This window comes from Ruegeria sp. BI7 (assembly GCF_056537925.1).
Genome location: NZ_JBQFSK010000015.1, coordinates 22,463 through 45,445, shown reverse-complemented (window position 1 = coordinate 45,445; position 22,983 = coordinate 22,463). Strand labels below are relative to the sequence as shown.

Annotated in this window: 17 protein-coding genes; 10 read left to right on the top strand and 7 right to left on the bottom strand. The window is 54.2% G+C overall.

All coding sequences use genetic code 11. The features are described from left to right. Nucleotides 1-568: 568 nt before the first annotated feature. Complete coding sequence (locus ACR0JB_RS21120) at nt 569-1,495, top strand: DMT family transporter (protein WP_170394367.1); 927 nt, start codon at nt 569-571, stop codon at nt 1,493-1,495. 409 nt (nt 1,496-1,904) lie between these two features. Here the strand turns inward: ACR0JB_RS21120 and ACR0JB_RS21115 are convergent, their stop codons facing one another. Then, nucleotides 1,905-2,816 (bottom strand): hydrogen peroxide-inducible genes activator, encoded by a 912-nt coding sequence (locus ACR0JB_RS21115; RefSeq protein WP_170394370.1) that lies wholly within the window; start codon nt 2,814-2,816, stop codon nt 1,905-1,907. Between the two features lie 97 nt (nt 2,817-2,913). On the opposite strand from ACR0JB_RS21115, the gene ACR0JB_RS21110 reads away from it, so the two are divergent. Beyond that, nucleotides 2,914-3,879: a sodium-dependent bicarbonate transport family permease gene (locus ACR0JB_RS21110; RefSeq protein ID WP_174821697.1), complete on the top strand. Its 966-nt coding sequence runs from the start codon at nt 2,914-2,916 to the stop codon at nt 3,877-3,879. 181 nt (nt 3,880-4,060) lie between these two features. After that, on the top strand, nt 4,061-4,483 hold the full coding sequence (locus ACR0JB_RS21105) for a nuclear transport factor 2 family protein (protein ID WP_170394372.1): 423 nt from the start codon (nt 4,061-4,063) through the stop codon (nt 4,481-4,483). 308 nt (nt 4,484-4,791) lie between these two features. On the opposite strand, the gene ACR0JB_RS21100 is transcribed toward ACR0JB_RS21105, so the two are convergent. Further along, the gene (locus ACR0JB_RS21100) at nt 4,792-6,039 is read right to left on the bottom strand and encodes an aminotransferase class I/II-fold pyridoxal phosphate-dependent enzyme (protein ID WP_480790264.1); all 1,248 of its coding nucleotides are present in this window, start codon (nt 6,037-6,039) and stop codon (nt 4,792-4,794) included. Between the two features lie 604 nt (nt 6,040-6,643). Here ACR0JB_RS21100 and ACR0JB_RS21095 point away from each other — a divergent pair. Beyond that, a complete protein-coding gene (locus ACR0JB_RS21095) occupies nt 6,644-7,354 on the top strand; it encodes a M48 family metalloprotease (RefSeq protein ID WP_170394378.1) in 711 nt (236 codons plus the stop codon). Between the two features lie 491 nt (nt 7,355-7,845). On the opposite strand, the gene ACR0JB_RS21090 is transcribed toward ACR0JB_RS21095, so the two are convergent. Next, nucleotides 7,846-8,502 carry a GntR family transcriptional regulator gene (locus ACR0JB_RS21090; protein WP_170394381.1) on the bottom strand — a complete coding sequence of 219 codons (657 nt, stop codon included), beginning with the start codon at nt 8,500-8,502 and terminating at the stop codon, nt 7,846-7,848. 212 nt (nt 8,503-8,714) lie between these two features. Here ACR0JB_RS21090 and ACR0JB_RS21085 point away from each other — a divergent pair, with 212 nt between their 5' ends. Then, nucleotides 8,715-10,115, top strand: a complete 1,401-nt coding sequence (locus ACR0JB_RS21085) for an NCS1 family nucleobase:cation symporter-1 (RefSeq protein WP_425081595.1) — start codon at nt 8,715-8,717, stop codon at nt 10,113-10,115. Between the two features lie 476 nt (nt 10,116-10,591). On the opposite strand, the gene ACR0JB_RS21080 is transcribed toward ACR0JB_RS21085, so the two are convergent. Genes ACR0JB_RS21080 through ACR0JB_RS21065 form a run of 4 tightly spaced genes read right to left on the bottom strand, consistent with a single transcriptional unit; the run spans nt 10,592 to nt 13,144 of the window. Next, complete coding sequence (locus ACR0JB_RS21080) at nt 10,592-11,164, bottom strand: DUF411 domain-containing protein (RefSeq protein WP_254437343.1); 573 nt, start codon at nt 11,162-11,164, stop codon at nt 10,592-10,594. Then, on the bottom strand, nt 11,161-11,652 hold the full coding sequence (locus ACR0JB_RS21075) for a c-type cytochrome (protein WP_170394384.1): 492 nt from the start codon (nt 11,650-11,652) through the stop codon (nt 11,161-11,163). The genes ACR0JB_RS21080 and ACR0JB_RS21075 overlap by 4 nt, the downstream gene beginning before the upstream one ends. A gap of 4 nt (nt 11,653-11,656) precedes the next feature. After that, nucleotides 11,657-12,550, bottom strand: coding sequence for a c-type cytochrome (locus ACR0JB_RS21070; protein ID WP_254442435.1), 894 nt, complete (start codon nt 12,548-12,550; stop codon nt 11,657-11,659). 15 nt (nt 12,551-12,565) lie between these two features. Further along, nucleotides 12,566-13,144, bottom strand: coding sequence for a c-type cytochrome (locus tag ACR0JB_RS21065; RefSeq protein WP_170394389.1), 579 nt, complete (start codon nt 13,142-13,144; stop codon nt 12,566-12,568). 250 nt (nt 13,145-13,394) lie between these two features. Here ACR0JB_RS21065 and ACR0JB_RS21060 point away from each other — a divergent pair, with 250 nt between their 5' ends. The 5 genes from ACR0JB_RS21060 (at nt 13,395) to ACR0JB_RS21040 (ending at nt 22,983) form a co-directional block, all read left to right on the top strand. Beyond that, nucleotides 13,395-13,667 (top strand): hypothetical protein, encoded by a 273-nt coding sequence (locus ACR0JB_RS21060; RefSeq protein WP_170394392.1) that lies wholly within the window; start codon nt 13,395-13,397, stop codon nt 13,665-13,667. 80 nt (nt 13,668-13,747) lie between these two features. Further along, nucleotides 13,748-15,307, top strand: a complete 1,560-nt coding sequence (locus tag ACR0JB_RS21055) for an adenylate/guanylate cyclase domain-containing protein (protein ID WP_480790263.1) — start codon at nt 13,748-13,750, stop codon at nt 15,305-15,307. Nucleotides 15,308-15,865: 558 nt separating this feature from the next. Continuing rightward, complete coding sequence (locus ACR0JB_RS21050; protein WP_170394398.1) at nt 15,866-16,900, top strand: efflux RND transporter periplasmic adaptor subunit; 1,035 nt, start codon at nt 15,866-15,868, stop codon at nt 16,898-16,900. A gap of 4 nt (nt 16,901-16,904) precedes the next feature. After that, on the top strand, nt 16,905-20,045 hold the full coding sequence (locus ACR0JB_RS21045) for an efflux RND transporter permease subunit (RefSeq protein ID WP_170394401.1): 3,141 nt from the start codon (nt 16,905-16,907) through the stop codon (nt 20,043-20,045). A 337-nt stretch (nt 20,046-20,382) separates the two neighbouring features. Further along, nucleotides 20,383-22,983 carry a response regulator gene (locus ACR0JB_RS21040; RefSeq protein WP_170394404.1) on the top strand — a complete coding sequence of 867 codons (2,601 nt, stop codon included), beginning with the start codon at nt 20,383-20,385 and terminating at the stop codon, nt 22,981-22,983.

Here is a 22,983-nt window from a genome sequence, read left to right as displayed (position 1 = left end):
ACAGACCCAAATGTGGACCGGCCAGCGCGGGCACTTTTGACGCCTTAGCCGCATGATGGGCTATCGGCAGGTTGTCGATGGTTTAAAACTGGTGGGTTTACGTGTCTCAGAAACTCAATCACCTAAGTGGTTGAAAATATTGCGAACGCAGTCTCTCTAATAAAGCGATCCGACAAGAATTGTCGGAGTACGTAAATAATGGGACCGAATTATTGAGACTCACCTCCCATTGAATTCAACAACTTAGGATTTTTGCGCGTATTTAATGTTTCGATGGTTCAAGCGCTTCAAGTCTACGTCAAACGAACGCCAGTGAGCCTCTTCGCAACCTGGAAACCGGCGCAGTGTGTCTTACTTGAGTTTGGTTGATCAGCAGAATGCGCTGTCCCAGCACACGGCCCCTTGCTGCCGTTTGCAATCCAAGTCAATGCAGCGTTGCAGAATCCCCTTACCAGACCTTGATCACACCTCGGTCTTTCGCTCATGCAACAGGTCGCGAACGCGTACAAAGTTGCCGTTCATTTGTCTTGACGATGTCAACCGCAGCATAGCGTGTTAGTTGTCAGCAATGAACCAACTAACCTCAGCCAAGCGGAACGCCATACCCTATGCCCTTGCGGTCGTTGGTGTGCTTTTTGCATCCATCTGTTTTGGCCTTGTACCCTATTTTAGCCGTGGGCTCACCGATCAGGGTCTCGCTCCCTATGCGGTTGCCTTTTATCGGTACATCTTGGCAGCGGTTGTCCTTTTGCCCGCACTTGTAATGCATCACTCAAAGTGGCGAGAAATCGTCTGGGGTATGGTTGCGGGCGCAGTGATGGGTCTTGGATGGGTCGGCTATGTTACTGCTCTTGAGACTGTTCCTGCATCGACGGTTGGCGTACTCTACATGACCTATCCGGTGTTTACGATTGCCATCGCATGGGCGCTTTTTGGTGATCAACCAACGCGGCGCAGCTTTGTTGCGGCTGGATTGATCGTCGCTGCTGCGATATTCGCAGGTTCTCCGGCATCTGTGCCACCGGACCAAATTCCAATCCTTCTCGTCTCATTAGCGGCACCTTTCGGTTTTGGCTTCGGCATATGTGTTCTCGTGCACCGCCTGTCACGTATTGCGCCTTTAGCCAGAATGGCGTCAGTCTCGCTTGGGTCGGTCATTGGCCTTGCCCCTCTCATTCTTTCATCCGAGGTCGGCGAAATTCTACCAGAAGGTGGGGACGACTGGGTTCTAGTTGTCGGGTTGGGCCTTGTGACGGCGCTAATTCCGCAACTGATTTACACGATCTGTTCGCCTATTATTGGGGCAGCGCGCACTGCTGTAGTCGGAAGTATTGAACTACCCACGATGTTTGCTGTTGGCGTTCTTGCATTCGGTGAAGTAATCACGGGTACACAGGCGCTGGCCTGCGCGCTGGTTTTGGGCGCGATAGCTCTCACTCAAAGTCGCTCAACTCGAACTGTGACGACCGTGATCAGCAAGGAGCCTGAGAGGTAGCTTTGGTCTCGTTGCCGACTTTCTCTATGGCGAGTTTGGACAAGCAGATTGAGCCCGGAGCCGCCATTGCTATGAGAACTGAGTGCTGCGGGTGCATTTGTCTGCTCTCCGCGCATTGTCGACCTTGGTCGCCTAGATGCCCGTCATTGTCTGAGTGAAATGATCGGATGTTGGCTGCGAGCCCAATTTGACAGATGTTGCACTGCGCACGAATGTCTGTACTAGAATGAGAGCATAACTACGAAAGGGCACATGTCTCTCCATTTGGAACTTGGCTCTATTGCTCTGGGTGAAATCGCACATCCATGTAGCCCTCCAATTGTATTAACATGATTTTTTTGTCTCTTCAGTGAAAAACGAGTCGTTTGCTGCTCCCCACTATGAGTGTCCGCAATCTCCGAGGGTTTCTTCAAGCCTGCGTCACTTCCAGCTCGAGCACTTTAGCGGCACTCCGCAGGATCGTCGCGAGAACACCAGAAAAATGCTCCGGACGATCGGACGGTACAAGGATGCTAATCGTTCGATCGGCGTCCGGCATAACTAGCGGCATCACGCAGACTTCACTGCGGTGGATGCCCTGGCGTCGCGCAAAAAGGTCGGGAAGGATACCTATCCCAGCTCCGGTTGCCGCCATTAGCACGATAGAGTCCAGGCTTGTGCCCTCGTAGTCGTTGGAAACTGTGGCCCCGCTCGCTCCGGCAATACCATAGACAATTCGGGCGAGGCGGTGGCCTGTATCAAGCGTCAACAGCCGTTGTCCTTCAAGGTCCTCTGCCGCGACTTGTGCGCTGCCTGCTAGCGGATGATCCTGCGCGACCGCGACCCAGAGTGGTTCGATGAACAGCTGATGCTGGAACGTGTTCGGGTGATCCTCGGGCGTCGAGATGATCGCGTCGAAGCGACCGTTTCTTATCCCTTCGTCCAGGCTCAATGTGTTTTCCTCGCGAACGATAACACGCAAGTCAGGCTCAGCTTCGTGTAGTGACTTAATCGCTTGCGGCAAAAGATATGGTCCAATTGAAGGCAGCACACCTAACCGCAGCCTTCCGCCAAAAGGCAGGTCCGAGAGCATCGAGCCGCGCAATGCTTCGGCCTCGGAAAGAATATGGCGGGCACGGGTTACAAACTCCAGGCCCCGTGCCGTCGTGCGCGCCCCAGCCCGGCCACGTTCAAAAAGACGAACACCAAGATCTGTTTCCACTGTTGCCACCTGGCTCGACAGACTGGGCTGGCTGACATGCAGCGTTTCTGCTGCAAGACCAAAACTGCCCAATTGATGGACGGCGACGATGTACTCCATCTGACGCAACGTAGGGCGCATTCATAACCTCAGACTATTTTTTGCGATGTTAGAATGTATTTAAACTATTCAATAAATCCGGGCAACAGGCTGAAAACATGTCCCGGAGACGCAAATAATGCTGATTTTTGATAGCCTTGTGGGCAACCTGATTGTGCCTACGATCTTATTCTTTGTCCTTGGTCTTCTGGCCGCAATCGTACGTAGCGACCTGTCGATCCCCGAAGGCGCCGCAAAGTTCATGTCGCTCTACTTGCTGTTGGCGATTGGCTTTAAAGGTGGGCACAGCTTAACAGAAAATGGGTTGAATACAGAGGTCTTCACCGCCCTTGGTGCAGGGCTGGCACTATCCTTCCTGATCCCAATTATCGCCTACGCCCTGCTGCGCGGCATGACTCGATTAGACGCGCTGAACGCCGCCGCCGTGGCAGGGCACTACGGATCCATCTCGATCGTAACTTTTGTCGCTGCCACAAGCCTTCTGGACCTTTCCGGCATTGCTTGGGATGGGTACATGGTGGCCATAGCTGCAACGATGGAAGTTCCAGCGATCCTTTCGGCCTTGTGGATCGCACATCGCTTTGGACGTGATGGGTCAACAAGATGCGTGTCTATGCGGGAGCTTTTTGCCAATGGCTCTATCGTGCTTCTGACCGGTGCATTCGTGATCGGCGCTCTGACGCAGGACAAGGGTATGGAGATGATCGCTCCATTTGTAGTGACGCCCTTTACCGGCATTCTTTGCCTGTTTTTGCTGGACATGGGCCTGTCTGCGGGCCGCAGCCTGCTGCGCAACTGGCACCTTTTGAGCGTGGGGCTGTTTGCCTTTGGAATCATAATGCCAATGATCAGCGCGATGCTTGCCATGGGCCTTGGCTTGGCTATTGGGTTGCAGACCGGCAGCCTATTCTTGATGATGGTTTTGGCGGCCTCAGCTTCTTACATCGCAGTGCCCGCAGCGATGAAGATTGCACTGCCACAAGCCGAGTCAGGCATATATCTAACACTTTCTATGGGCGTGACCTTTCCCTTCAACATCACGGTTGGCCTGCCACTCTACCTATGGCTTGCCCAATCGTTCTGATGACCCAGCGGAAACGCAACTTCCATACTTGATAGTGCCGACAGTCGCTAAACACGCAAAGCAGGCTGTTATTTTCATCCACTGAAGGACCGGTTAGTCCCGCGAAGAAGCCGTACTATACCGATAAAGACAGTTTAGACGGACGGACGACCCCTGTGAGCCCTAAGCAAAGGACTACCCCATGAAAAGACTGCTAGTACTTGCCTCATTAATGCTTGCTACACCGCTAGCGGCCGAAGGAATAAATGCAAATGATCCTGCTGATATTGTGGCCGCCTGGAGCGATGCGGTGGTTAGCGGAAACCCCGCGCGCGTTGACGAAATCCTGGCCCCAGAGTTTCAGATCCTGCGCGGATCGGGCGCCCAGATGAACCATGAGGACTATGTTACAAGCGAACTTCCCATCATCGCAAAAGCCCCCGATTTTGAGCTCCTGGAAGCAACCGAAAACAACGGTGTGATGGTTGTCACCTACATCCTTGAGATTGAAGCCAGTGTCGACGGCCAGACCATGCAACGGCGTGCACCACGGCTTACCGTCTTCCGTGAAATCGGAGGCGCATGGTACGTAGTTGCCCACTCTAACTTTGCCGCGACGCAATAACAGCGAAAAGGCGAACGACTGCTTCGAGCCCATACCTCCCAAATGCTGCATCTTGCCCGAAAGGCTGCCATGTGCCGCCGCGATGCAGCAATCTTGGTTATAATGGATGTCCGGTTGGGGCCGGACGATTATGCCGCACCTGCAAATGCGAGAATTTGCAGCAATGACCGGTTGGGGCTCGGAGCAACGCGCGTGGCCACGCAGCCGCCATTCGCTGCGGTTGCATTGTTGATCTTATCCAACGACAGCAATGCTCAATTATGCTGTCATTCAATGGATACGCCAAAAACTCGAGCTGACACCAATTCTCATTCCTGCATTTGAGTTACGGCCACCTGAAATGCGGGCAATGCGTTTTCTATCATTTCGTCAGTAGCAGTAAGACAAATACGAAAGTCCGTTGGTCGGTCAAAGACTGTTCCGGGCATCACGTAGATTCCACTTTTTTGAAGAAATTCGGCGAAAGCATCGCTGTCTCCACCCGGGGCCTGCCCCCACAGATAGAAGGTACCCTCTGGCTGCGTCATCCTGTATCCCCATTGACCCAATGCACCAAGCATTCGCTCGCGGCGACGAGCTAGCGCAGCAATGTCGATTGAGACGTTTTCAAGATCCGGCAGCGCATAGATCAATGGAGCGTCTGGAACATTCCATCCATCCGCCATCTGTACGGCAAACCGCAGAGCTTGAAGCTCTTTTCGTTCCGCTTCAGGTAAGGTTGGAGAGATCGCAAGGTACCCAAGGCGCAGCCCCGGTGCGAGGAGAATCTTCCCGTAAGAATAGTCGATCAGCGTGTGCGGGTAGACAGCAGCAGGAGTTGTAAAGTCCATACCGTCAAACCGAATGCGGCGATAAGGTTCGTCGGATAGCATCCAAATTCGATGACCGATCTCGGCAGACTTGATCTCGAGTAGGTCGGCCAGCTGTTGCAGATCAGAACGCGAATAAATGCGACCTGTCGGATTGTGCGGCGTATTGACAACCACGATCCTGGTACGTGGGGTAATGGCACTGGCAATCGCCTCAAGGTCGAGGTCAAAATTGCCTGGGTCCAGAGGCACCTGTACCTCTTTGGCATCGGCAGCGGCCAGCATCGGCCCATAACAGAACCAGCCCGGCAATGGCACGATGCATTCGTCTTCGGGCTCAAGAAGCATGGTGAAACACATCTTGATCGCCCCAAAGGCGCCTTTGGTCAGCGCAATGTCTTCCGTCTGGAAAGGTAGACCCAACTCCTCAGATAACGCGGCCGCCAGAAACGCACACGGGTCTGCTTCATTGGTCTTGTACGCGAACCAATCGACGCTCTGAGGTTCGGCGTGTGTCTTCAGCGCATCGATGAGTTTGGGTAAAGGCATTTCGTGCGGGTTGCCAAATGTGAAATCAGCGACCGCAGGTGTTTCTCTCACCGCTGCATGGTAAGCTGTAAAGAAGGATTCGACTTTCCGGATTGATCGCGCGGCTGCGTTGGCGCGTCGGGCAGTTGCAGACATAGAATTCTCCCCACTACGATTTCGGCTGTGCCAGCCTACCAAAAACAAATTAGTAACAATCAAAACAGGCGTATCAGAAACACGTTAATTTTGCAGCATTATTCGCCGTTGGCTTGCGCAACGCCGACACTCATGTTGTGAGGTTTTTTGCCTCGATGCCGGTATCCACCAAATGAACCAACCCAACGCTTCTGCGCAGAACCCAAACTTTTTGAAGACTGGCACATGCAAAATTGTTGGGCTGAAGATCGTGTTCGCCAGATCAAGTAAACAAGGGTGCAATTATGAAACTCAGGTCAGTTTCCTATTTTTGCAGCCACTTCTAACGATCGTTTTTGGTTGGATGCGGTCGCCGACCTGAGCATTCCCTTTGCCGCGAGGCAGACAGGTTTCAAGCCGTGGGGCAGCGGGAATAGCGGCGGTTGATGCGTTGTTCAACGCGGCTCAGGTCGCTGGTGACAGGTTCGCGGATCAATTGGCCCGTTCGTTTGAAGGCCAATTGCGGTGCTTTCAATTTTGGCGACAGCTGAATCGGGGTGCCACTACGGACAATCTCCTCTGTTATTGAATATCAATTCACACAGGCCCTAATCTCGAAGTTGGATGTTGGTGTATCGAAGATTACCGACTCTGTTTCAGTGCTCTAATTTGTTGGAAAGGCGTGTTAATGAAGCGAACTGTATTGGTGTTGGCTATTTTGATGCTGGCAGGATGCGTGTCAACTGCGCCTCCTCCCTCAGCACCCATCCCAAAACCAGATCACGTAAGCACCCCGGTCAATTCACAGCAGGCACAAGTGAGATTTCGTCAAGTAGCCTCTCGAGTTGAGCCCGCGGCAGAGCGAGAATGTCGCCGCCGCACTCAGGGCGTGAATTGCGATTTCCTGATCCGCATTCATTCAAACACGCAAGCACCCTCTAACGCCTATCAGAGTCTAAGCAAGTCGGGGCGCCCGGTAATAACAATGACCCGGGCTCTCATAAAAGATGTGAACAATAACGATGAACTCGCATTTGTTATGTCGCATGAAGCTGCTCACCACATTCAAGGGCATTTAGCGCGCCGTGCTCAAAACGCGGCCGCTGGTGCGATCATTTTTGCCGGTCTGGCAACAATCGCCGGAACTGGAACGAATGACATTGCCGCAGCACAGGATCTTGGAGCCTTTGTTGGTGGGCGCAGCTACTCAAAGGACTTTGAGCTGGAAGCTGATCGGCTAGGCACGGTGATAGCTTACAAAGCGGGATATGATCCCATCAAAGGTGCGCTCTACTTCGCACGAGTTCCCGATCCTGGTGATCGCTTTCTAGGGACGCATCCACCTAACGCTCAAAGATACTACGCGGTTCAAGCTACAATAGCCCGGATCGGAGGTTGATTAACTTGAAGTTCAGGTCTTCACTAAACCGCGAAGCTAAAGTTCGAGCATTCCTTGATTCCGCTGTTGCCGCGAATGACCGGCCCGACGGACCGCGCTGCAGCACTGCAATCACCGGCTCCCCGGCAGCTATGGGTCGTTGACATCAGTTCGGGCTGTATTGGGAATAAAGGGAAAGTTGCGCATTCTCGAATGCCGAACCTAAGTGCGGCGAAAGGACAATTCTAAACCCCGGAAAATGGTACTCTGAATGGCTGCATTGCGCCGCAAGCTGCCTAGCGCATGGGCAGCATCCCAATTCGACGGAAATGTCTGCTCAGGGCTCAACGCGGTCATCTGACAAAAAATGTCGGATGACGGCTTTGCGGACAAAGCGCCCTTTGCAAGTTCAGCCATAAAGGTCTGCTTTAACAATCCTGCGGTCAGGTCATGGAGGATTATTCCACGATCAAACCGCTTCGCGGGGTCGAATGGCTCAACAAATACGGATGTCAGGCAACGCCCCACCACCGTAGGGTTTGTTCGCAGTGATACCGGATAGCTTGCACAGCGGCTTCAACGTCACGGCTTTCCAGGGCGTCAATGATCGAAATATGCTCTTTCATCGCAGAGACGATCCGGTCCTGAATAAACGGGCGCACATTCTGGATAATTGCGATCCGCATCCGGTTGGCGTCATAAGCGGCCGCTAGTTGAGGATTGTTCAGCCCCTCGGCCAGAAAATCGTGCAACGTCAAGTCGACTTCGACGGCTTTTGGCGAAAGATTATTTCCCGCACCGCTGCGGGCCGCGAGACGCATCTCATCGTGCTGCTTCCGCAAGGCTTTCAATTCCGAGATCGCGCCGCCAGCAATTCTCCGCCGCGCGCCTTCCTGGTCCAGTACCATGCGAAAATCAAGACACTCCCGGATGGTTTCAGGCCGCGCTTCCATAACTTTTACACCGCGCTTTGGCAATGTGGACACCAATCCAAGTGCGCTGGCCTGTTTCACCGCTTCGCGGATGGCTGCAATCGGGCAATCAAGTATGCCGACAAGTTGCGACATTGAGACGAACTGACCGTCCCGCAACTCCCCGGATCGAAGTGCGGACCAAAGGGCGCGCTGGGCTTTATCCGCTGACAATGTGCCTTCGGTAAAATGGCTCATCGATTTCCTCGTCTGCGCTATTGTCAACCAGAACAGTAAAGTGTTGGCTGAAGTATTTGATAGTCGACTACATGATATATCTTCTAAAATGTTACTTGCAAGTTCAATTTCGCGCGAAGATTCGCCGAGATTCAAATTTTCGCTCGGATCTCGGGCACAGGGAGGAAAAAATGGCTTCAATTGACAACACACCCGTCGTGCATGGCGGCACGATGGATCCGGAAGGAAACACTCTCAACCCAGTCGGTGCCGATGAAAAATCCTGGGGGCCGTTCGCGATCTTCAATATTTGGGCAAATGACGTACAGTCTCTCTTTGGGTATTCCCTTGTGGCATCGCTGTTCATTTCGTTTGGTGTCGGAGGCTGGACTGCTTTCGCGGCTTTGATCACGGCCGGGCTTTTTGTAATGTGGATGGTCAACCTGTCTGGGGCCCCAGGTGAAAAATACGGCATCCCCTATCCGGTCTTGGCTCGCGCCAGCCTGGGAACCCAGGGCGCCAAGCTTCCGGCCGTTCTACGCGCGATAGTCGCGGTGTTCTGGTACGGGGTGCAGGTCTATTTTGCCTCAACGGCTGTAGCCCTGCTGATCCGTTCGATCACGGGTGTGAGTGGCGGGGAAGAAATTCTCGGCCTGACTGGCATTGACTGGATTTCCTTCCTTATTGTCTGGGGCTTCCACATCGTTATCTTCTGGCGGGGCATGAACTGGGTTGAAACTTTCCTGAACATTGCTGGTCCCTTCGTCTATTTGGTGATGATCGGCCTTGTGATAGTGCTTTGGCAGCGTTCTGATGGTCAGCTTCTCTCGGCCACAGCGACGATCTTCGCCAATCCCGAAGGTACTGCTTGGACCGAATTCAAAGGGTTCGTCGCCATCGTCGGTACAATGGTTGCGTATTTCGCGGCCGTGATGATTAATTTCAGCGACTTCTCTCGCTATGCCAAAGACAAGCGGGCGATGAAATTGGGTAACCTTGCCGGCCTGCCTTTCAACATGATCCTGTTTTCGGCACTGGCGCTTCTGACAACTGGCGGTGCTGCAGTGGTCTATGGCGAGGCAATTATCAACCCGACCGAGATTGTCGAACGTACCGACAGCGTACTTCTGGGAGTCATAGCGGCGATGACCTTTTTTGCCGCAACTGTTGGGATCAACCTAGTGGCTAACTTCATCCCGGCGGTCAACGGCATCGCCAACTTGTCGCCTGAGAAGATCAGCTTCCGTAAAGCCGGCTTGATTACATCGATCTTTGCCTTGGTGATTGGCGGGTTCTGGAACAGCTTCATCAGCCAGTTCGGGATCAGCGGTTTCGTAAACACGCTTGGCGCGGTACTCGCCCCGATTTTTGGCATCATGATTGTTGACTACTATGCCCACCGAAAGGAACAACTTAGTGAAGCCGATCTCTACAACATGAGCGGCGGTATCTATCACTATGACAACGGCTGGAACAACGCCGCGGTCAAAGCCTTCGGTATTGCTGCGGTCTTCTCCGTTGCGACAGTCTGGGTTCCATGGTTCTCGGTCCTGTCCGGCTTCAACTGGGTGATTGGCGCGCTCCTTGGCGGTGCAGTTTACAACGCCATCGCCAAGGACCATGTGAAGGTCTGACAATGGCTTGGCCGGTGGAGCGTTGTACTTCGCTGGCCATCCATTTTTTCAGTAAGAGTTCTTCTTTTAGCTCGTTGACGCAGCAGTTATTTTGATTCACCTACTACAACAAAGCCGTCATTCGCTGCAGCGCAGAAGTCTTGCAATTAGGGCTTAAGAGACGCCGTTCTCTGCTCTTCCCGCTAAGGTCGACTGCCAGAAACCCTCTCTTATCAAATCGACCTAAACTGTCCTATGGGCGCTGACGTCAGACATGACAGCGGAAATGTTTCCTGCCCTATGCTGTCTCAACTACAAACTGCACAAGACCCTCGATAGTTCTTTGGGCGAAGTCACCCCGGCGAAACTCCTCGGTTTCGCCGGAGACTCCAAAGCAAGAAAGTACCGAGCGACAACAGGTATAACTGCTGACGCTCTGCAATCCCCAAAAGGGGCAAGCACCGCTGCCGCGATACATTTAGTATGGAGGCCGCCGATCAGGCCGCCTCGTAGCGGTTGAACACTTCGTGGGTGCCGTCCTTTAGGATCAGAAAGACTGAATAGGCCTCGCGTTCGCTCTCTGGCCCCATACCGGGTGAGCCGAAGGGCATACCGGGAACAGACAGCCCCACCGCATCGGGGCGCTCGGTCAGAAGGCGCCGGATATCTTTTGGCGGTACATGACCTTCTATGACGTAGCCCTCGACCATGCCGGTGTGACAGGAGGCCATCTCCTCCGGGACACCCTTGGTGGCTTTATATTGCGACAATATCTCCCACGAGGCGTTCTGCACCTCCATTTCGAACCCGTCGCGTTGCATGATGTCAATCCAGGAGCCGCAACACCCGCAGTTCGGGTCCTTGAGGACCTGCACCAGTGGTTTGGTGATTGCCAGGGCCGGCGTGGCCAGAGCGACGCCGGAGGCACCGAGGCCAGCCAGGAAGAGGCGGCGGTCGATTGTCAGGGTGGTCATGTCATTTCCTTTCCTTTTCACGCCTGCGGTGTGACGATGGTTCTTGTGACCGAAACCGCGGGCAAGTGTCATGATATGTGTCAAGTGGGCGGTCATGAGCCGCCCTGCATTTGTTCGCTTTCGGTGCGCACCGCCTGCATCTCGCGGATGCGCTCGGGCCAAGTGGATTTGATATAGGCCAGAATGTCCCAGATCTGCTGATCGCTCAGGCTGTCGCCAAATCCCGGCATGCCGCTGGCAAAGTCAGACACGCCACGAGCTTCCAGCGCTGCTTCACCACCCTGTTTGGTGTAGTCAAACAGCAGCGCATCTCCGTGGTGCCAGGTGTGGCCGGTCTCGTCATGCGGCGGAGCAGGCAAGGTGCCGTCCTCATTAGGAACACGCCAGTTGGGCTGCCCTTCCAGTTCAGCTCCGTGGCAGGAAGCACAGAACTCAGCATAAAGCACTGCACCTTCCTCAACATTGGTCGTTCTCGGCTGCACTGGCGGACCCGCCTGCGTGCCTGATGGTGCGAGCCATACGACCGCAGCACCGGTGACGACTATCCCGGCCAGGACAAATGCAAAGATGGTTCCGGTTTTCATTGACTCATCCCCCTTCATGTTCGTCCATCAGATAGGTCGCGATAGCCGTCCGGTCGGCCTCGGTCAGGAAACTTGTGCCGTAAAGCACGACCTCGCCCATGGAACCGCCAAAGACGTCCCCTTCGGGTGTGATGCCGGTGCGCAGAGCATAGGTCAGGCTGGCCACATCCCATCCCCTTTCAGCTAAAGTCAGGTGATCGATGGCTGGTGCTTTCTCATCGCCTGGCAGCGCATCGCTGCCCCTGAAGTGCTCCGTGTCCGATTTCCGCGCGCCGGCGAAGTTGCGTCCCGTATGGCAGGCCGCGCAATGGCTGGCCCCCTCGACCAGTTCGCGACCCCGGTTCCATATCTCGTCCTTACCTACCACCGGCTCTGTCCTTGGAGGCTCAAGATAGGCGGCGCGCCAGAGTTTCAGCCCCCACCGTTGGTTGAACGGAAAGCTCATCTGGCTCGCGCGCGATGATTCTGCGACCGGTGGCACGGTTTGGAAGGCGGCCCAGAGATCGGCAACCTCCTGATCCGAGAAGTTGGCATAGAAAGGATAAGGGAAGGCTGGATAGTAGGCGTGCCCTTCGGGCGAAACCCCCTCGCGGACGGCGCGGGCGAACTGTGCCTGGCTCCAGCCTCCGATCCCGTGGTCAGGGTCGGTGGTGAGGTTCGGCGAATACAACGTGCCAAACGGGGTTTCCAACGCCATGCCACCCGCCAGTGGCGCTCCGCCTTTCGCAAAATCGGTATGACACGCGATGCAGCCGGAAGCGCGGGCCAGATAAGCACCGCGGTCGACATCCCCCTCCAGGGTGATGGGCGCAAGAGGCTGGCCGATCGGCCAGGCCATCAGGCTTGCAAGACTAACTGCGACGATAACAGCGCCAGCCAGCCCCAGACGATAGAACATACGCATCGTCCTGGCCTATTTCTCGACCCGAAAGCGTGTATGGCAGGCCGAGCAGACCTGTCCCATCATGGTGAAAACCCCGTCGACCGGCATCTGCGACAGGTCCATCATATTGGCACCAACACCGGTTCCTATCGTGCTGCCACCCATCATTGAGCCACCCTGACCGCCCATCATATCGCCGACTGCAGGTGCTTCGCCCGCCATCATCAACCCGTTTTCGGAAGCTTCTGCCAATCCGTCTGCCATCACACGCAGCTGATCGGCCAAGGTCGAAAACGCCTCCCAGTCCTGCCAAATTTCTGGCTTCGCCTCGGAGGGTGCATCAAGGCTGCCTTTGGGGAACAATTTGGTCAGCGCCTCACCGGCATGGCGGCTGATATCCTCAGACCGATCGCGCACCACAGCGGTATCATAGTCGACCTGTCCCCGCATCATCGGGGTCAGCACTTTCATCGCCTCTTTCATCACGCCCATGCCGTCCATGCGTTCTTTGACAACGCCGGTAGCTCCGCCATGCGCAAACACCGATTGGCTTGCCACAGCCAGAAGGGACGCAAACACCACGCCCAGCAACAGTTTTTCAGTTTTCATCGGATTTCCCTGTCTGAGTTATCTCATCACGCCAAAGGACGTGTGCGGATACGGATCAGATCAGGATTTTGGGTGGGGGCGGATCAAAATTCGAAACCACCGGGATGCCATTCGTCGCGCACGGAAGACTATACCGTTCACTGCATCCCAATAAATCCGCGTTCAGATTTGACAGTTGGACGATCGCAGGTCCACTGCAAAACGCCCCACCGTGACAATGGCCCTGATGGTCCTTCGCGGAAGGTTCAGTGTGCGTTTGAACCTCGACGGAAACGACCGAGGGCTCATGTTTTCCATGGGCCTCAGCGACACCGCAGGACAAAAGCAAAGCAGCGACGAAAACGCCTGCCGCGACGAACATCAGCCCGATCCATCTGCGACTGTCCAAAAGCACCGCTCAGCACATCCCGTTGTCTTGTTTCAACTCTTCTACCCAGGCGATGATGTTCTCAACCTCCGCGCGGGTCAAGCCTTCGACCAGCGACAACTCGCCGAACCAACACTGAAGCTCGGCCAAGCTTAATAAACGCCCAAATACATTGGTACTCAGCTGCCAATACCACCGAAGTTTCTTCTACGCCTGCCCTCGGCTATGCTTTATCCATGTCAAACACCTCTGAACGACGGCTGGCCGCAATTCTGGCAGCGGATGTGGCAAACTATTCCAAACTCATGGGGGAGGATGAAGCTGCCACATTGACCGCGCTGCGTCATTTTCGAAAAGACATTCTTACACCAACAATTAGTGAGCATGACGGTAAGGTAATAAAAAGCATGGGAGACGGCTGGTTGGTTGAGTTTCCCAGCGTGGTCGGTGGCATCGAGTGTGCAATGGCTGTTCAAAACGAACTGAACGATAGTCCTCGGTTCAAGTTGAGGATGGGGTTGCACAGCGGCGATGTTAGATTTGCCGATGAGGACGTTTTTGGTGATGGCGTCAACGTGGCCGCACGTCTCCAGGACCTGGCCGAACCCGGATCGCTCGTGATTTCCGAAACTGCGCGACGGAGCCTTGATACTAAGCTTTCAGAACATTTCATCTGCCTTGGTTCTCAGAAGCTCAAAAACATCGCGGAACCTTTGGTTGCATATAGTTGGGACATGTCGGCATCAGCCATCCAAAGGTACCTTTTTGAGTTACCGGAACGACCTTCGATTGCGGTTTTGGCCTTCGACAATTTGTCCAGCGAAGCTGATCAAACATTCTTTGCCGAAGGCATAGCTGAAGATGTCATTTCTGCGCTCTCAAGGTTTCACTGGTTCTTCGTGATCTCTCGAAATTCAAGCTTTTCCTACCAAAATCGCGCTGTCGGGACAGAGCAAATCGCCCGCGATCTGGGTGTGCAATACGTTCTTGAGGGCAGCGTTCGAAGGGTCGGCAACAGGGTTCGCGTCTCAGCACAATTGATCGACGCCGTTGCAAACCATTACGTCTGGACCGAGCGATTTGACGGCGTGATTGAAGATATCTTCGATCTGCAGGACGATATCACGCGAAAAATTGTTGGCGCAGTCGCACCTGAATACCTGACTGCAGAAATGCAACGCGCACTACGTAATGAGGTTCCGCGGATGGATGCCTGGGAATTGTCTGCGCGCGCCCATTGGCATATCTCGCAGTTCTCAAAAGCAGACGTAGCCGAAGCCCAGAACCTGCTAATAAAAGCCGTCGAGTTGGACCCGCACAGCTCATTCGGGCTGGCGGACTTGTCATTTACGCATCTGATGCAATGCGTGAACGGCTGGAGTGATGACCCTGAAGCTTCCAATTCCGAGGCGGTAAGACTGGCGCAACGGGCGGTTTCGATGAACGACCGCGACGCGTATGCGTTAGCCCTACTTGGTGCGGCGGATTTGTTTTCAGGCCATCATCAGGACGCCGTAAAGAAGTTGCGGGTCGCTATAGCCCTCAACCCCAACGACCCCCATGCCTACGCTTTGCTTGCCAGATCCCAAGTTTATTTGGGCGACAGCAAAGAAGCACTCACCAACATCAAGGCCGCGATCAGGCTCAGCCCGCGCGATCCTTTGATGGCTTTGTGGTACTCCATTCGCTCGCTGTGCGGGTTTGTTGCAGGCCGGTATGAAGAAGCCATCGTATGGCCGAGGCGTCAATCCGGGTCCAGCCAAACCGCAGCAGTTCTTATCTTGATCTCGCCGTGAACAATGCCATTAGCGGCAAGTTAGATGAGGCGAGGCAAGCAGTTCTCGACCTAAAGGGTCTTGACCCTGGTGCCTCACTTAAATTGGCAGAGCGCACACACCCATTCGCTCGATCGGAGGATCATAAGCGCTATCAACGGGGTTTGCGCGCAGCGGGCTTGAAAAGGTGAACGTGGCCCATAGCGGTCACGCGACCTATGTCTCAAATGCTGCGGTTGCGACCCTCTCCGCTGACATTCGCTGCACCCACGGTATTGTAGACCTGTCGAACTCATAGGTTGCGCAACAGTCTCGACGTATCAGTGACGGCTGTATGAGATCAAGCCGCTTTGCTTAATTAGCAAATACTTTCAATTGGTTGAGTTGCTGGAAAAGGCGCTTAATGTCAATTGCTGGATTTTCTACTGTATTACTTTACCGTGGTTTCAACGAGAACACAGACCAAACTCTTCTGGAGGATGAACCTTGTTAGTAAGGCTGTTAATCGCCGCAATGATTCTGCACTTAGGCCTGAATCCCTCCCTTGTCATTGCGCAGGACAGCCAAACGAAGCCCAAAGTGACCGTGACGACAGCAGAAATGAAGGCGGTATCTTTGACCGAAGTGTTCACCGGCCGGATCGAGGCGTTGAATCGTGTCGACCTGATTGCGCGCGTACCGGGATTTGTGAAGTCCATCAACTTCAAGGACGGCTCAAGCGTTAAAGCGGCGGATGTCCTGATCGAGATCGAACCGGATTCCTACGAGGCGACCGTCACCGAAATTCAGGGACAAATCCAAGCCGCACAAGCGGCAAAAAAACTTGCCGATATCGAGCTTGATCGACAGCAAAAACTCTACTCAACAGGTGATACGCCTGAAGCTGTCGTTCAGAAAGCACAGGCACAGCAAGGTGAGGCCGATGGACATGTGCTAGAGCTGCAGGGCAGCCTCCAAAACGCACAACTTGATCTGTCTTATACAAAAATAACTGCGCCATTTGACGGCAGGATTGGACTGACGGACCTGTCCGTTGGCGCATTTGTCAGCCCGGAGGGCGGAACCCTGCTGTCGCTGTCTAGTATCGACCCCATCCACGTGACCTTTCCGGTAACCGAAGCCGAACTGCTTGAATTTCGCGCGCGCCGGGCAAAGGCGTCCGGCACCGAACCGCTGAAACTGCAGTTGATCCTCGCCGATGGCACGACATACGGTGCAATGGGCAGCATCGAAGTGATTGATACACAGGTGCAATCCGGAACAGATTCCGTTCTGGTCCGCGGTTCCTTTCCCAATCCTGATGGATCGCTAATCGACAATCAGTTGGTGCGGGTCATTGTTACCGATCCCACGCAAGACAAATCTCTGGTGATCCCCGCCAAGGCCTTGCAGAGAGATCAGTCTGGCTTCTTTGTTTTCACAGTCGGAAGCGACGGCAAAGTTGAAAAAAAGCAAATCCAACTCGACCGGACCGAAGGTACCGAAGCCGTCATTTCAGACGGTCTGAGCGAAGGCGATCAGGTTATCACCGATGGCCTGCAAAAGGTCCATGCCGGTGTTGAGGTCAGCATTTCGACACCACAAAATGTCCCCGCAAGCGCCAGCGGGAACTGATCCCATGATCTCGCAATTGTTCATTCGCCGCCCCAGATTTGCCATTGTCATTTCGGTAGTGATCACACTGGCCGGTCTGATCTCGATCACGCAGTTACCAGTAGAACAACTTCCAGACATCGTGCCACCGCAGGTCCAGGTTTCGACAAAGTACCCCGGAGCCGGGGCCGAAGTGGTCGAGTCAACCGTTGCCCAGATCATCGAAGAACAGGTGATCGGCGTCAGTGACATGCTCTATATGAAGTCAACGAGCGGTTCGGATGGCAGCTATAACTTACAGGTCACGTTCGCGCCCGGGACCGATCCGGATATAAACGCCGTCAACGTGCAAAACCGCGTCAGCCTGGCCATGTCCGCCCTACCCGAAGAAGTCACGCGTGCTGGCGTCAATACCAAAAAAAAGTCGTCAGCGCTGCTGCAGGTCGTGGCCATTACGTCTGACGATCCGAAGAATGACGATTTGTTCCTGTCGAATTTCGCAACAATCAACGTTCTGGACAGCATCAAAAGATCCCCCGGCGTGGGTGATGCCACCCTTTTCGGGGAATTGGACTACTCGATGCGCATATGGCTGGACATCGACAAGATGACCAATCTTTCTGTGACTGTTGACGATGTGATCGCTGCGCTCAATGCACAGAATGTTCAGGCAGCAGTGGGGCGTGTCGGCGCGCAGCCGATGGCAAACGATCCAACTTTTCAGCTGAACATCCAGACCCAGGGCCGGTTGAGCAGCATCGCCGAATTCGAAGAAGTTGTCGTGCGCGCCCTTCCCGACGGTTCATTTGTTCTTATCAGCGATATCGCGCGGGTGGAACTAGGTGCAAAAACTCAAGATTCCTTTGCCTCTTTTGACGACAAACCTGCCGCGATGATTGGCATATATCTTGAGCCTGGGGCCAATGCCCTTGATACCTCAAATGGCATAAACAAAGCGCTAACTGGATTGCAGAGTGCCTTTCCTGCCGGGGTCCATTGGAGTGTACCCTACAACTCCGTGACCTTTGTCCGAGCCAGTATCCAAGAGGTCGTGAAAACGCTGATACAGGCATTTGTTCTGGTGGTGATTGTCGTCTTTTTATTTCTGGGCAATCTTCGGATGGCTTTGATCCCTCTCATCGCGGTCCCGGTGTCGCTCGTTGGTGCGCTTACTTTCATTCTCGCTTTGGGGTTTTCGCTCAATACCGTTTCGCTGTTGGCGCTGGTACTTGCAATCGGCATCGTCGTGGATGACGCGATTGTGGTGATCGAAAACGTCGAAAAGGTCATGGGTGAAAATCCGGAGATGTCCGTGCCCGAGGCCACCGGCGAGGCCATGAAACAGATCACGGCCCCCATTCTGGCCATAACCTGTGTGCTTCTGTCCGTGTTTGTACCGGTTGCGTTCATTCCCGGCATTACGGGAACAATGTTCCAACAATTCGCCGTAGCTGTTTCCTTTTCAATGCTGATTTCTGCGCTGAATGCTTTAACGCTCAGCCCGGCCCTGTGCGCGGTGCTGCTGCGCCGTGGGAGCACCCCCAGACGCGGGCCACTTGCCTGGATATCGCGCCGTATAGACAACGCGCGCGATGGCTATACCTATGCGGTCTCAATTCTTGCCCGACGGGTAATCCTGGCTGTTCTACTGCTGGGTTTTGCCCTTTTTGGCACAGGCTGGCTGTTCAAGATCACGCCGTCTGGCTTCCTGCCGGTCGAAGACCAAGGGGCTTACTTTGTAGAGGTCGCACTGCCCGATGGCTCCTCGATCAATCGCACGTCCAAAGTGATGGAGACCGTATCGACCATCATAAAATCCGCGCCGGGAGTGCAGGATGTCATGACAGTCACGGGCTTCAGCTTTGTCGATGGCCTGAACAAGTCGAACAGCGGGTTTGGCATAGCAATCATGCAGCCGTTCGAAGATCGGATCGACCCAGCGTTGTCCGTAAGATCCTCGATCCGGCACGTCCGGCACGAATTTGCCGGATTGGAAGATGCCATTGCCTTTCCCTTCAATCTTCCGCCGATCCTTGGATTGGGTACGGGCGCTGGGTTTGAATTCGAACTTCTGGACCTGCATGGTGCCAATGTTCTGGATCTTGGCGCTACTGCGGCGGGGTTGGTCACAACCGCCAACACCGATCCCAGATTGTCGGGCGTTTACACAACATTTTCCGCTCAGTCTCCAAAGCTGAACCTGGACCTCGATCGCAAAAGGCTGCAGACGCTTGGCGTGAACGTCGACGACCTGTTCCGGGCCATGCAGGTCACATTGGGTGGGTATCATGTGAACGACATGAACCTGTTCGGTCGGACATGGCAGGTCAATTTACAAGCAGATGAGAAATACCGGGCCAATGTCGGAGATATTGCGCGCATTCATGTCCGAAACCGCGACGGAGACATGGTGCCTGTGCGCGCTGTGGCGAAGGTAGAGCTCATTCTGGGTCCGCAGTTGCTGACCCGTTACAATAATTTCCAGGCCGTCACCATTAACGGTGGACCGTCTCCGGGCGTGTCTATGGGCGAGGCCATCGCAGCGATGGAGGAAATTGCAACACAGACCCTGCCAGAAGGCTACAGCTACGATTGGACGGGAACCGCACAGCAAGAGATTGAGGCCGCCGGAAAGACACCCATTGTTCTGGGGCTTGCTTTGCTTTTCGCATATCTCTTTCTTGTCGCACTCTACGAGAGCTGGACGATACCACTTGCTGTTCTATTCTCTGTCTCCTTTGCGATCTGCGGCGCATTGGGCGCACTGCTGTTATTGGGTCTACAGAACAATCTCTATGCCCAGATCGGGCTGGTGGTTCTGATCGCGCTTGCCGCCAAGAATGCAATTTTGATTGTCGAGTTCGCAATGGATCGATACCGGCAGGGTCTGAGCGCTGTTGATGCCGCCATTCAGGGTGCTCGCGCGCGTTTCCGCGCGGTCATGATGACCAGCTTTGCATTCATCGCCGGGCTCTACCCGCTGGTTGTGGCCGACGGCGCCTCCATGCTCGCTCGCCGAGGTGTGGGCACACCAGTGTTCAGCGGGATGATCGCAGCAGCTCTTGTAGGAATATTTGTCATCCCGTCCCTTTACATCATTGCGCAGCGGTTCAGAGAGAAAGTGCACGGCAAAAAGAATATTGGTGGTGACACGAGTGCCCTTTAGGTTAGAGGCGCACACAACTGTATTGACAGGCCGCCGTCATCACAAAAACCTCGTGCAATGCAGGAGCCATCCACAAAGTTCCCCGACGATTTTCATTGATGTCTTTCCTGGCTTGCCGTCGTTTTGGCTGCATTCCGAGGTAATATCCTGAATTTCTGAGAAGCCTCGAAGCCGACGAAAACCCTGCTACGATAATTGCCTCAGCCCCCCGACGCGGACATGGAGGCCGAAACAGCCTTGTTTTGCTTCTGCATTTCTATTCAACTGCAAAGACGTCGGGAAAACTGAAAACAGTGTTTTACCGATGTGCTGGTCTCGCCCAATGGAGAGCGCAAATATGAACCAATCCGACGATCACAGTGTGTCAGAACCGGATGGTACGAAACGGGCACTGGACCGGATCGTCGATGCCATAGACACCATTCCCGAAGGCTTTGCCCTATACGATTCCGATGATCGTTTGGTGTTGGCGAACGAGACCTATCGAAAGATGCTGTATCCGGGACATGAAGATCTGGTGAAACCGGGCATGACATTCGAACAGGTCGTTCGAAAAGCCCTGTCTCTCAACGTGATCTCGGATGCCATCGGTCGAGAAGAAGAATGGCTGGCGCAACGCCTGAAACGTCACGACAATCCGGAAGGCACCCAAATGCAAAGCCGGACATCCGGCGGTTGGATCAAGATCAGCGAGCGCAAGACCCGTCACAACGGAACGGTCGCTATCTACAGCGATGTCTCGGAACTGAAGAAGGTCGAAGCCCGCAATGCCGAGCTTGCCCAGATTCCAGAGGAAAACCCCAATCCGGTAATGTGTATCGGCAGTGACGGCAAGTTGCTCTTTGCGAACAAGGCCAGCGATCCCTTGCTGGAAGCTTTGGGTCTAAAAGTCGGGGCGGACGTTACTGAGGACTGGTTAGCCCGCGTCAAGAAGGGGCTGCAGGAAGACGAGCGACATGACTTTGAATGTCACGCCGATGGCATGGTCTACGCGTTGCTTCTCTGGCCGGTACCGGACGCCAAGCACGTCAACCTCTACGGGCGGGACGTCACGCAACTTAAGCAAGCCGAAAAGCGGATGCGCGAATTAGCGCGAATTCCCGAAGAGAACCCCAACCCGGTCATGCGCATCACCGATGAAGGCAAACTGGTTTATGCCAATAAGGCAAGCGCTCCATTGATCGAAGCATTGCAGCTTAAGGTTGGCGACCGTGTAGGAACAGGTTGGCGCAAGCGTGTTGCCAAAGGTTTGCACGAGGATCAACGGCAAGATTTCGAATATGAGGCCGGTGGCCTCATCTATGCGCTTCTGCTGTGGCCGGTTCCAGAGGGCGGTTATGCTAATATCTACGGCCGCGATATTACCACCCAAAAGCAAGTGGAAAGCGAACTGCGTGTGGCAAAAGATATCGCTGAATCTGCCAATAAGACCAAGAGCACGTTCCTTGCTAACATGAGCCACGAACTTCGCACGCCTTTGAACGCGATCATCGGATACAGTGAGTTGATGCTCGAGGAGGCTATCGACCAAAATGATGAGGCAAACCTGAGCGATCTCCGAAAAATTCAATCTGCTGGGAAACACCTGCTGGCGCTGATCAACGACATTCTGGACCTGTCCAAAATCGAAGCCGGCAAGATGGAGTTCAATCTGGAAACGTTCGACGTTTTCCAGATGGTCAAGGACGTCGATACCACGGTGCGACCCTTGGCCGAGAAGAATAGTAATATCCTTGAGATAGCGTGCCCCGAGGACGTTGGCGAAATGGTCTGCGATCTGACAAAGGTGCGTCAGGCACTGCTCAACCTGCTTTCCAATGCTTGCAAGTTCACAGAAAACGCGACGATCACTCTGTCGGTTCGTCGATCGAATGAACCAGATCAACTGGATTTTACGGTGATCGATCAGGGCATCGGCATGTCGCCTGAACAAGTCGACAAAGTCTTTGACGCATTTACACAGGCGGATTCGTCCACGACGCGTAACTATGGTGGTACCGGCTTGGGACTGTCGATCACCAAAGTCTTCTGTGAGCAGCTGGGCGGTGATATTCACTGTACTAGTTCTCTAGGCAAAGGGTCGACTTTCACCATTCGTCTGCCGCGTATCTGCTGCGACCCATCAACAGATCTGTCACGGGACGCGGGGTATTCCGAGGACGATCCAAACGGCGATCCAAACGCTCCACTGGTTCTGCTGGTGGATGACGACCCGACGGTGCATGACCTTTTGGGGCGTCGGCTGCGCAGAGAGGGATACCGTGTACTTGCCTCGACAAGGGGCGATAATGCGTTGGAACTTGCCCGAAAGACCAAACCAGACGCCATCACGTTGGATGTGTTCATGCCTGAGATTGATGGCTGGGCTGTATTGTCTAAACTGAAAGACGATCCGGAGCTGGCAGACATACCGGTCATCATGCTGACATTCGCAGAGGACCGCACCCGCGGATTATCCCTGGGGGCCAGTGAATACCTGAGCAAACCCATCGATACCGTCGAACTCCTGAACGCGCTGAAGGAGCATTGTCCGGCCCTGCCAACCCCTCGAGCCTTGGTCGTGGAGGACGAGGCCACAACGCGCGAATTGATCTGTCGCGTCCTGAGCAAGGAGGGCTGGAAAGTTGAGCAGGCAATCAACGGGTTGGACGCCCTTCAAAATCTTTCCAAATCCGTTCCGGACGTCATTCTGTTGGATCTCATGATGCCTGAGATGGACGGGTTCGAATTTCTGGCGGGGATGAGAAAAAACCCGAACTGGAAGGACATACCCGTCATCGTCGTCACCGCGAAAATCCTGTCAAACAAGGACCGCGCGCGGTTGAGTGGATCGGTCGAGACACTGATTAGCAAGGACGGGGATGAAATCGAAACAATCTTGAACCAGTTGAACGATGTCCTGGTTGCGTCCCGGCCTGCGCCCACAAAGGAAACATAA

Bases quoted from the DNA above. Each gene is read 5' to 3' on its own strand.
- ACR0JB_RS21120 (WP_170394367.1), top strand. From the start codon at position 569: ATGAACCAACTAACCTCAGCCAAGCGGAACGCCATACCCTATGCCCTT.
- ACR0JB_RS21070 (WP_254442435.1), bottom strand. From the start codon at position 12,550: ATGTTCTATCGTCTGGGGCTGGCTGGCGCTGTTATCGTCGCAGTTAGT.
- ACR0JB_RS21080 (WP_254437343.1), bottom strand. From the start codon at position 11,164: ATGACCGCCCACTTGACACATATCATGACACTTGCCCGCGGTTTCGGT.
- ACR0JB_RS21085 (WP_425081595.1), top strand. From the start codon at position 8,715: ATGGATCCGGAAGGAAACACTCTCAACCCAGTCGGTGCCGATGAAAAA.
- ACR0JB_RS21110 (WP_174821697.1), top strand. From the start codon at position 2,914: ATGCTGATTTTTGATAGCCTTGTGGGCAACCTGATTGTGCCTACGATC.
- ACR0JB_RS21065 (WP_170394389.1), bottom strand. From the start codon at position 13,144: ATGAAAACTGAAAAACTGTTGCTGGGCGTGGTGTTTGCGTCCCTTCTG.
- ACR0JB_RS21055 (WP_480790263.1), top strand. From the start codon at position 13,748: ATGTCAAACACCTCTGAACGACGGCTGGCCGCAATTCTGGCAGCGGAT.
- ACR0JB_RS21090 (WP_170394381.1), bottom strand. From the start codon at position 8,502: ATGAGCCATTTTACCGAAGGCACATTGTCAGCGGATAAAGCCCAGCGC.
- ACR0JB_RS21045 (WP_170394401.1), top strand. From the start codon at position 16,905: ATGATCTCGCAATTGTTCATTCGCCGCCCCAGATTTGCCATTGTCATT.
- ACR0JB_RS21095 (WP_170394378.1), top strand. From the start codon at position 6,644: ATGAAGCGAACTGTATTGGTGTTGGCTATTTTGATGCTGGCAGGATGC.
- ACR0JB_RS21075 (WP_170394384.1), bottom strand. From the start codon at position 11,652: ATGAAAACCGGAACCATCTTTGCATTTGTCCTGGCCGGGATAGTCGTC.
- ACR0JB_RS21040 (WP_170394404.1), top strand. From the start codon at position 20,383: ATGAACCAATCCGACGATCACAGTGTGTCAGAACCGGATGGTACGAAA.
- ACR0JB_RS21115 (WP_170394370.1), bottom strand. From the start codon at position 2,816: ATGCGCCCTACGTTGCGTCAGATGGAGTACATCGTCGCCGTCCATCAA.
- ACR0JB_RS21105 (WP_170394372.1), top strand. From the start codon at position 4,061: ATGAAAAGACTGCTAGTACTTGCCTCATTAATGCTTGCTACACCGCTA.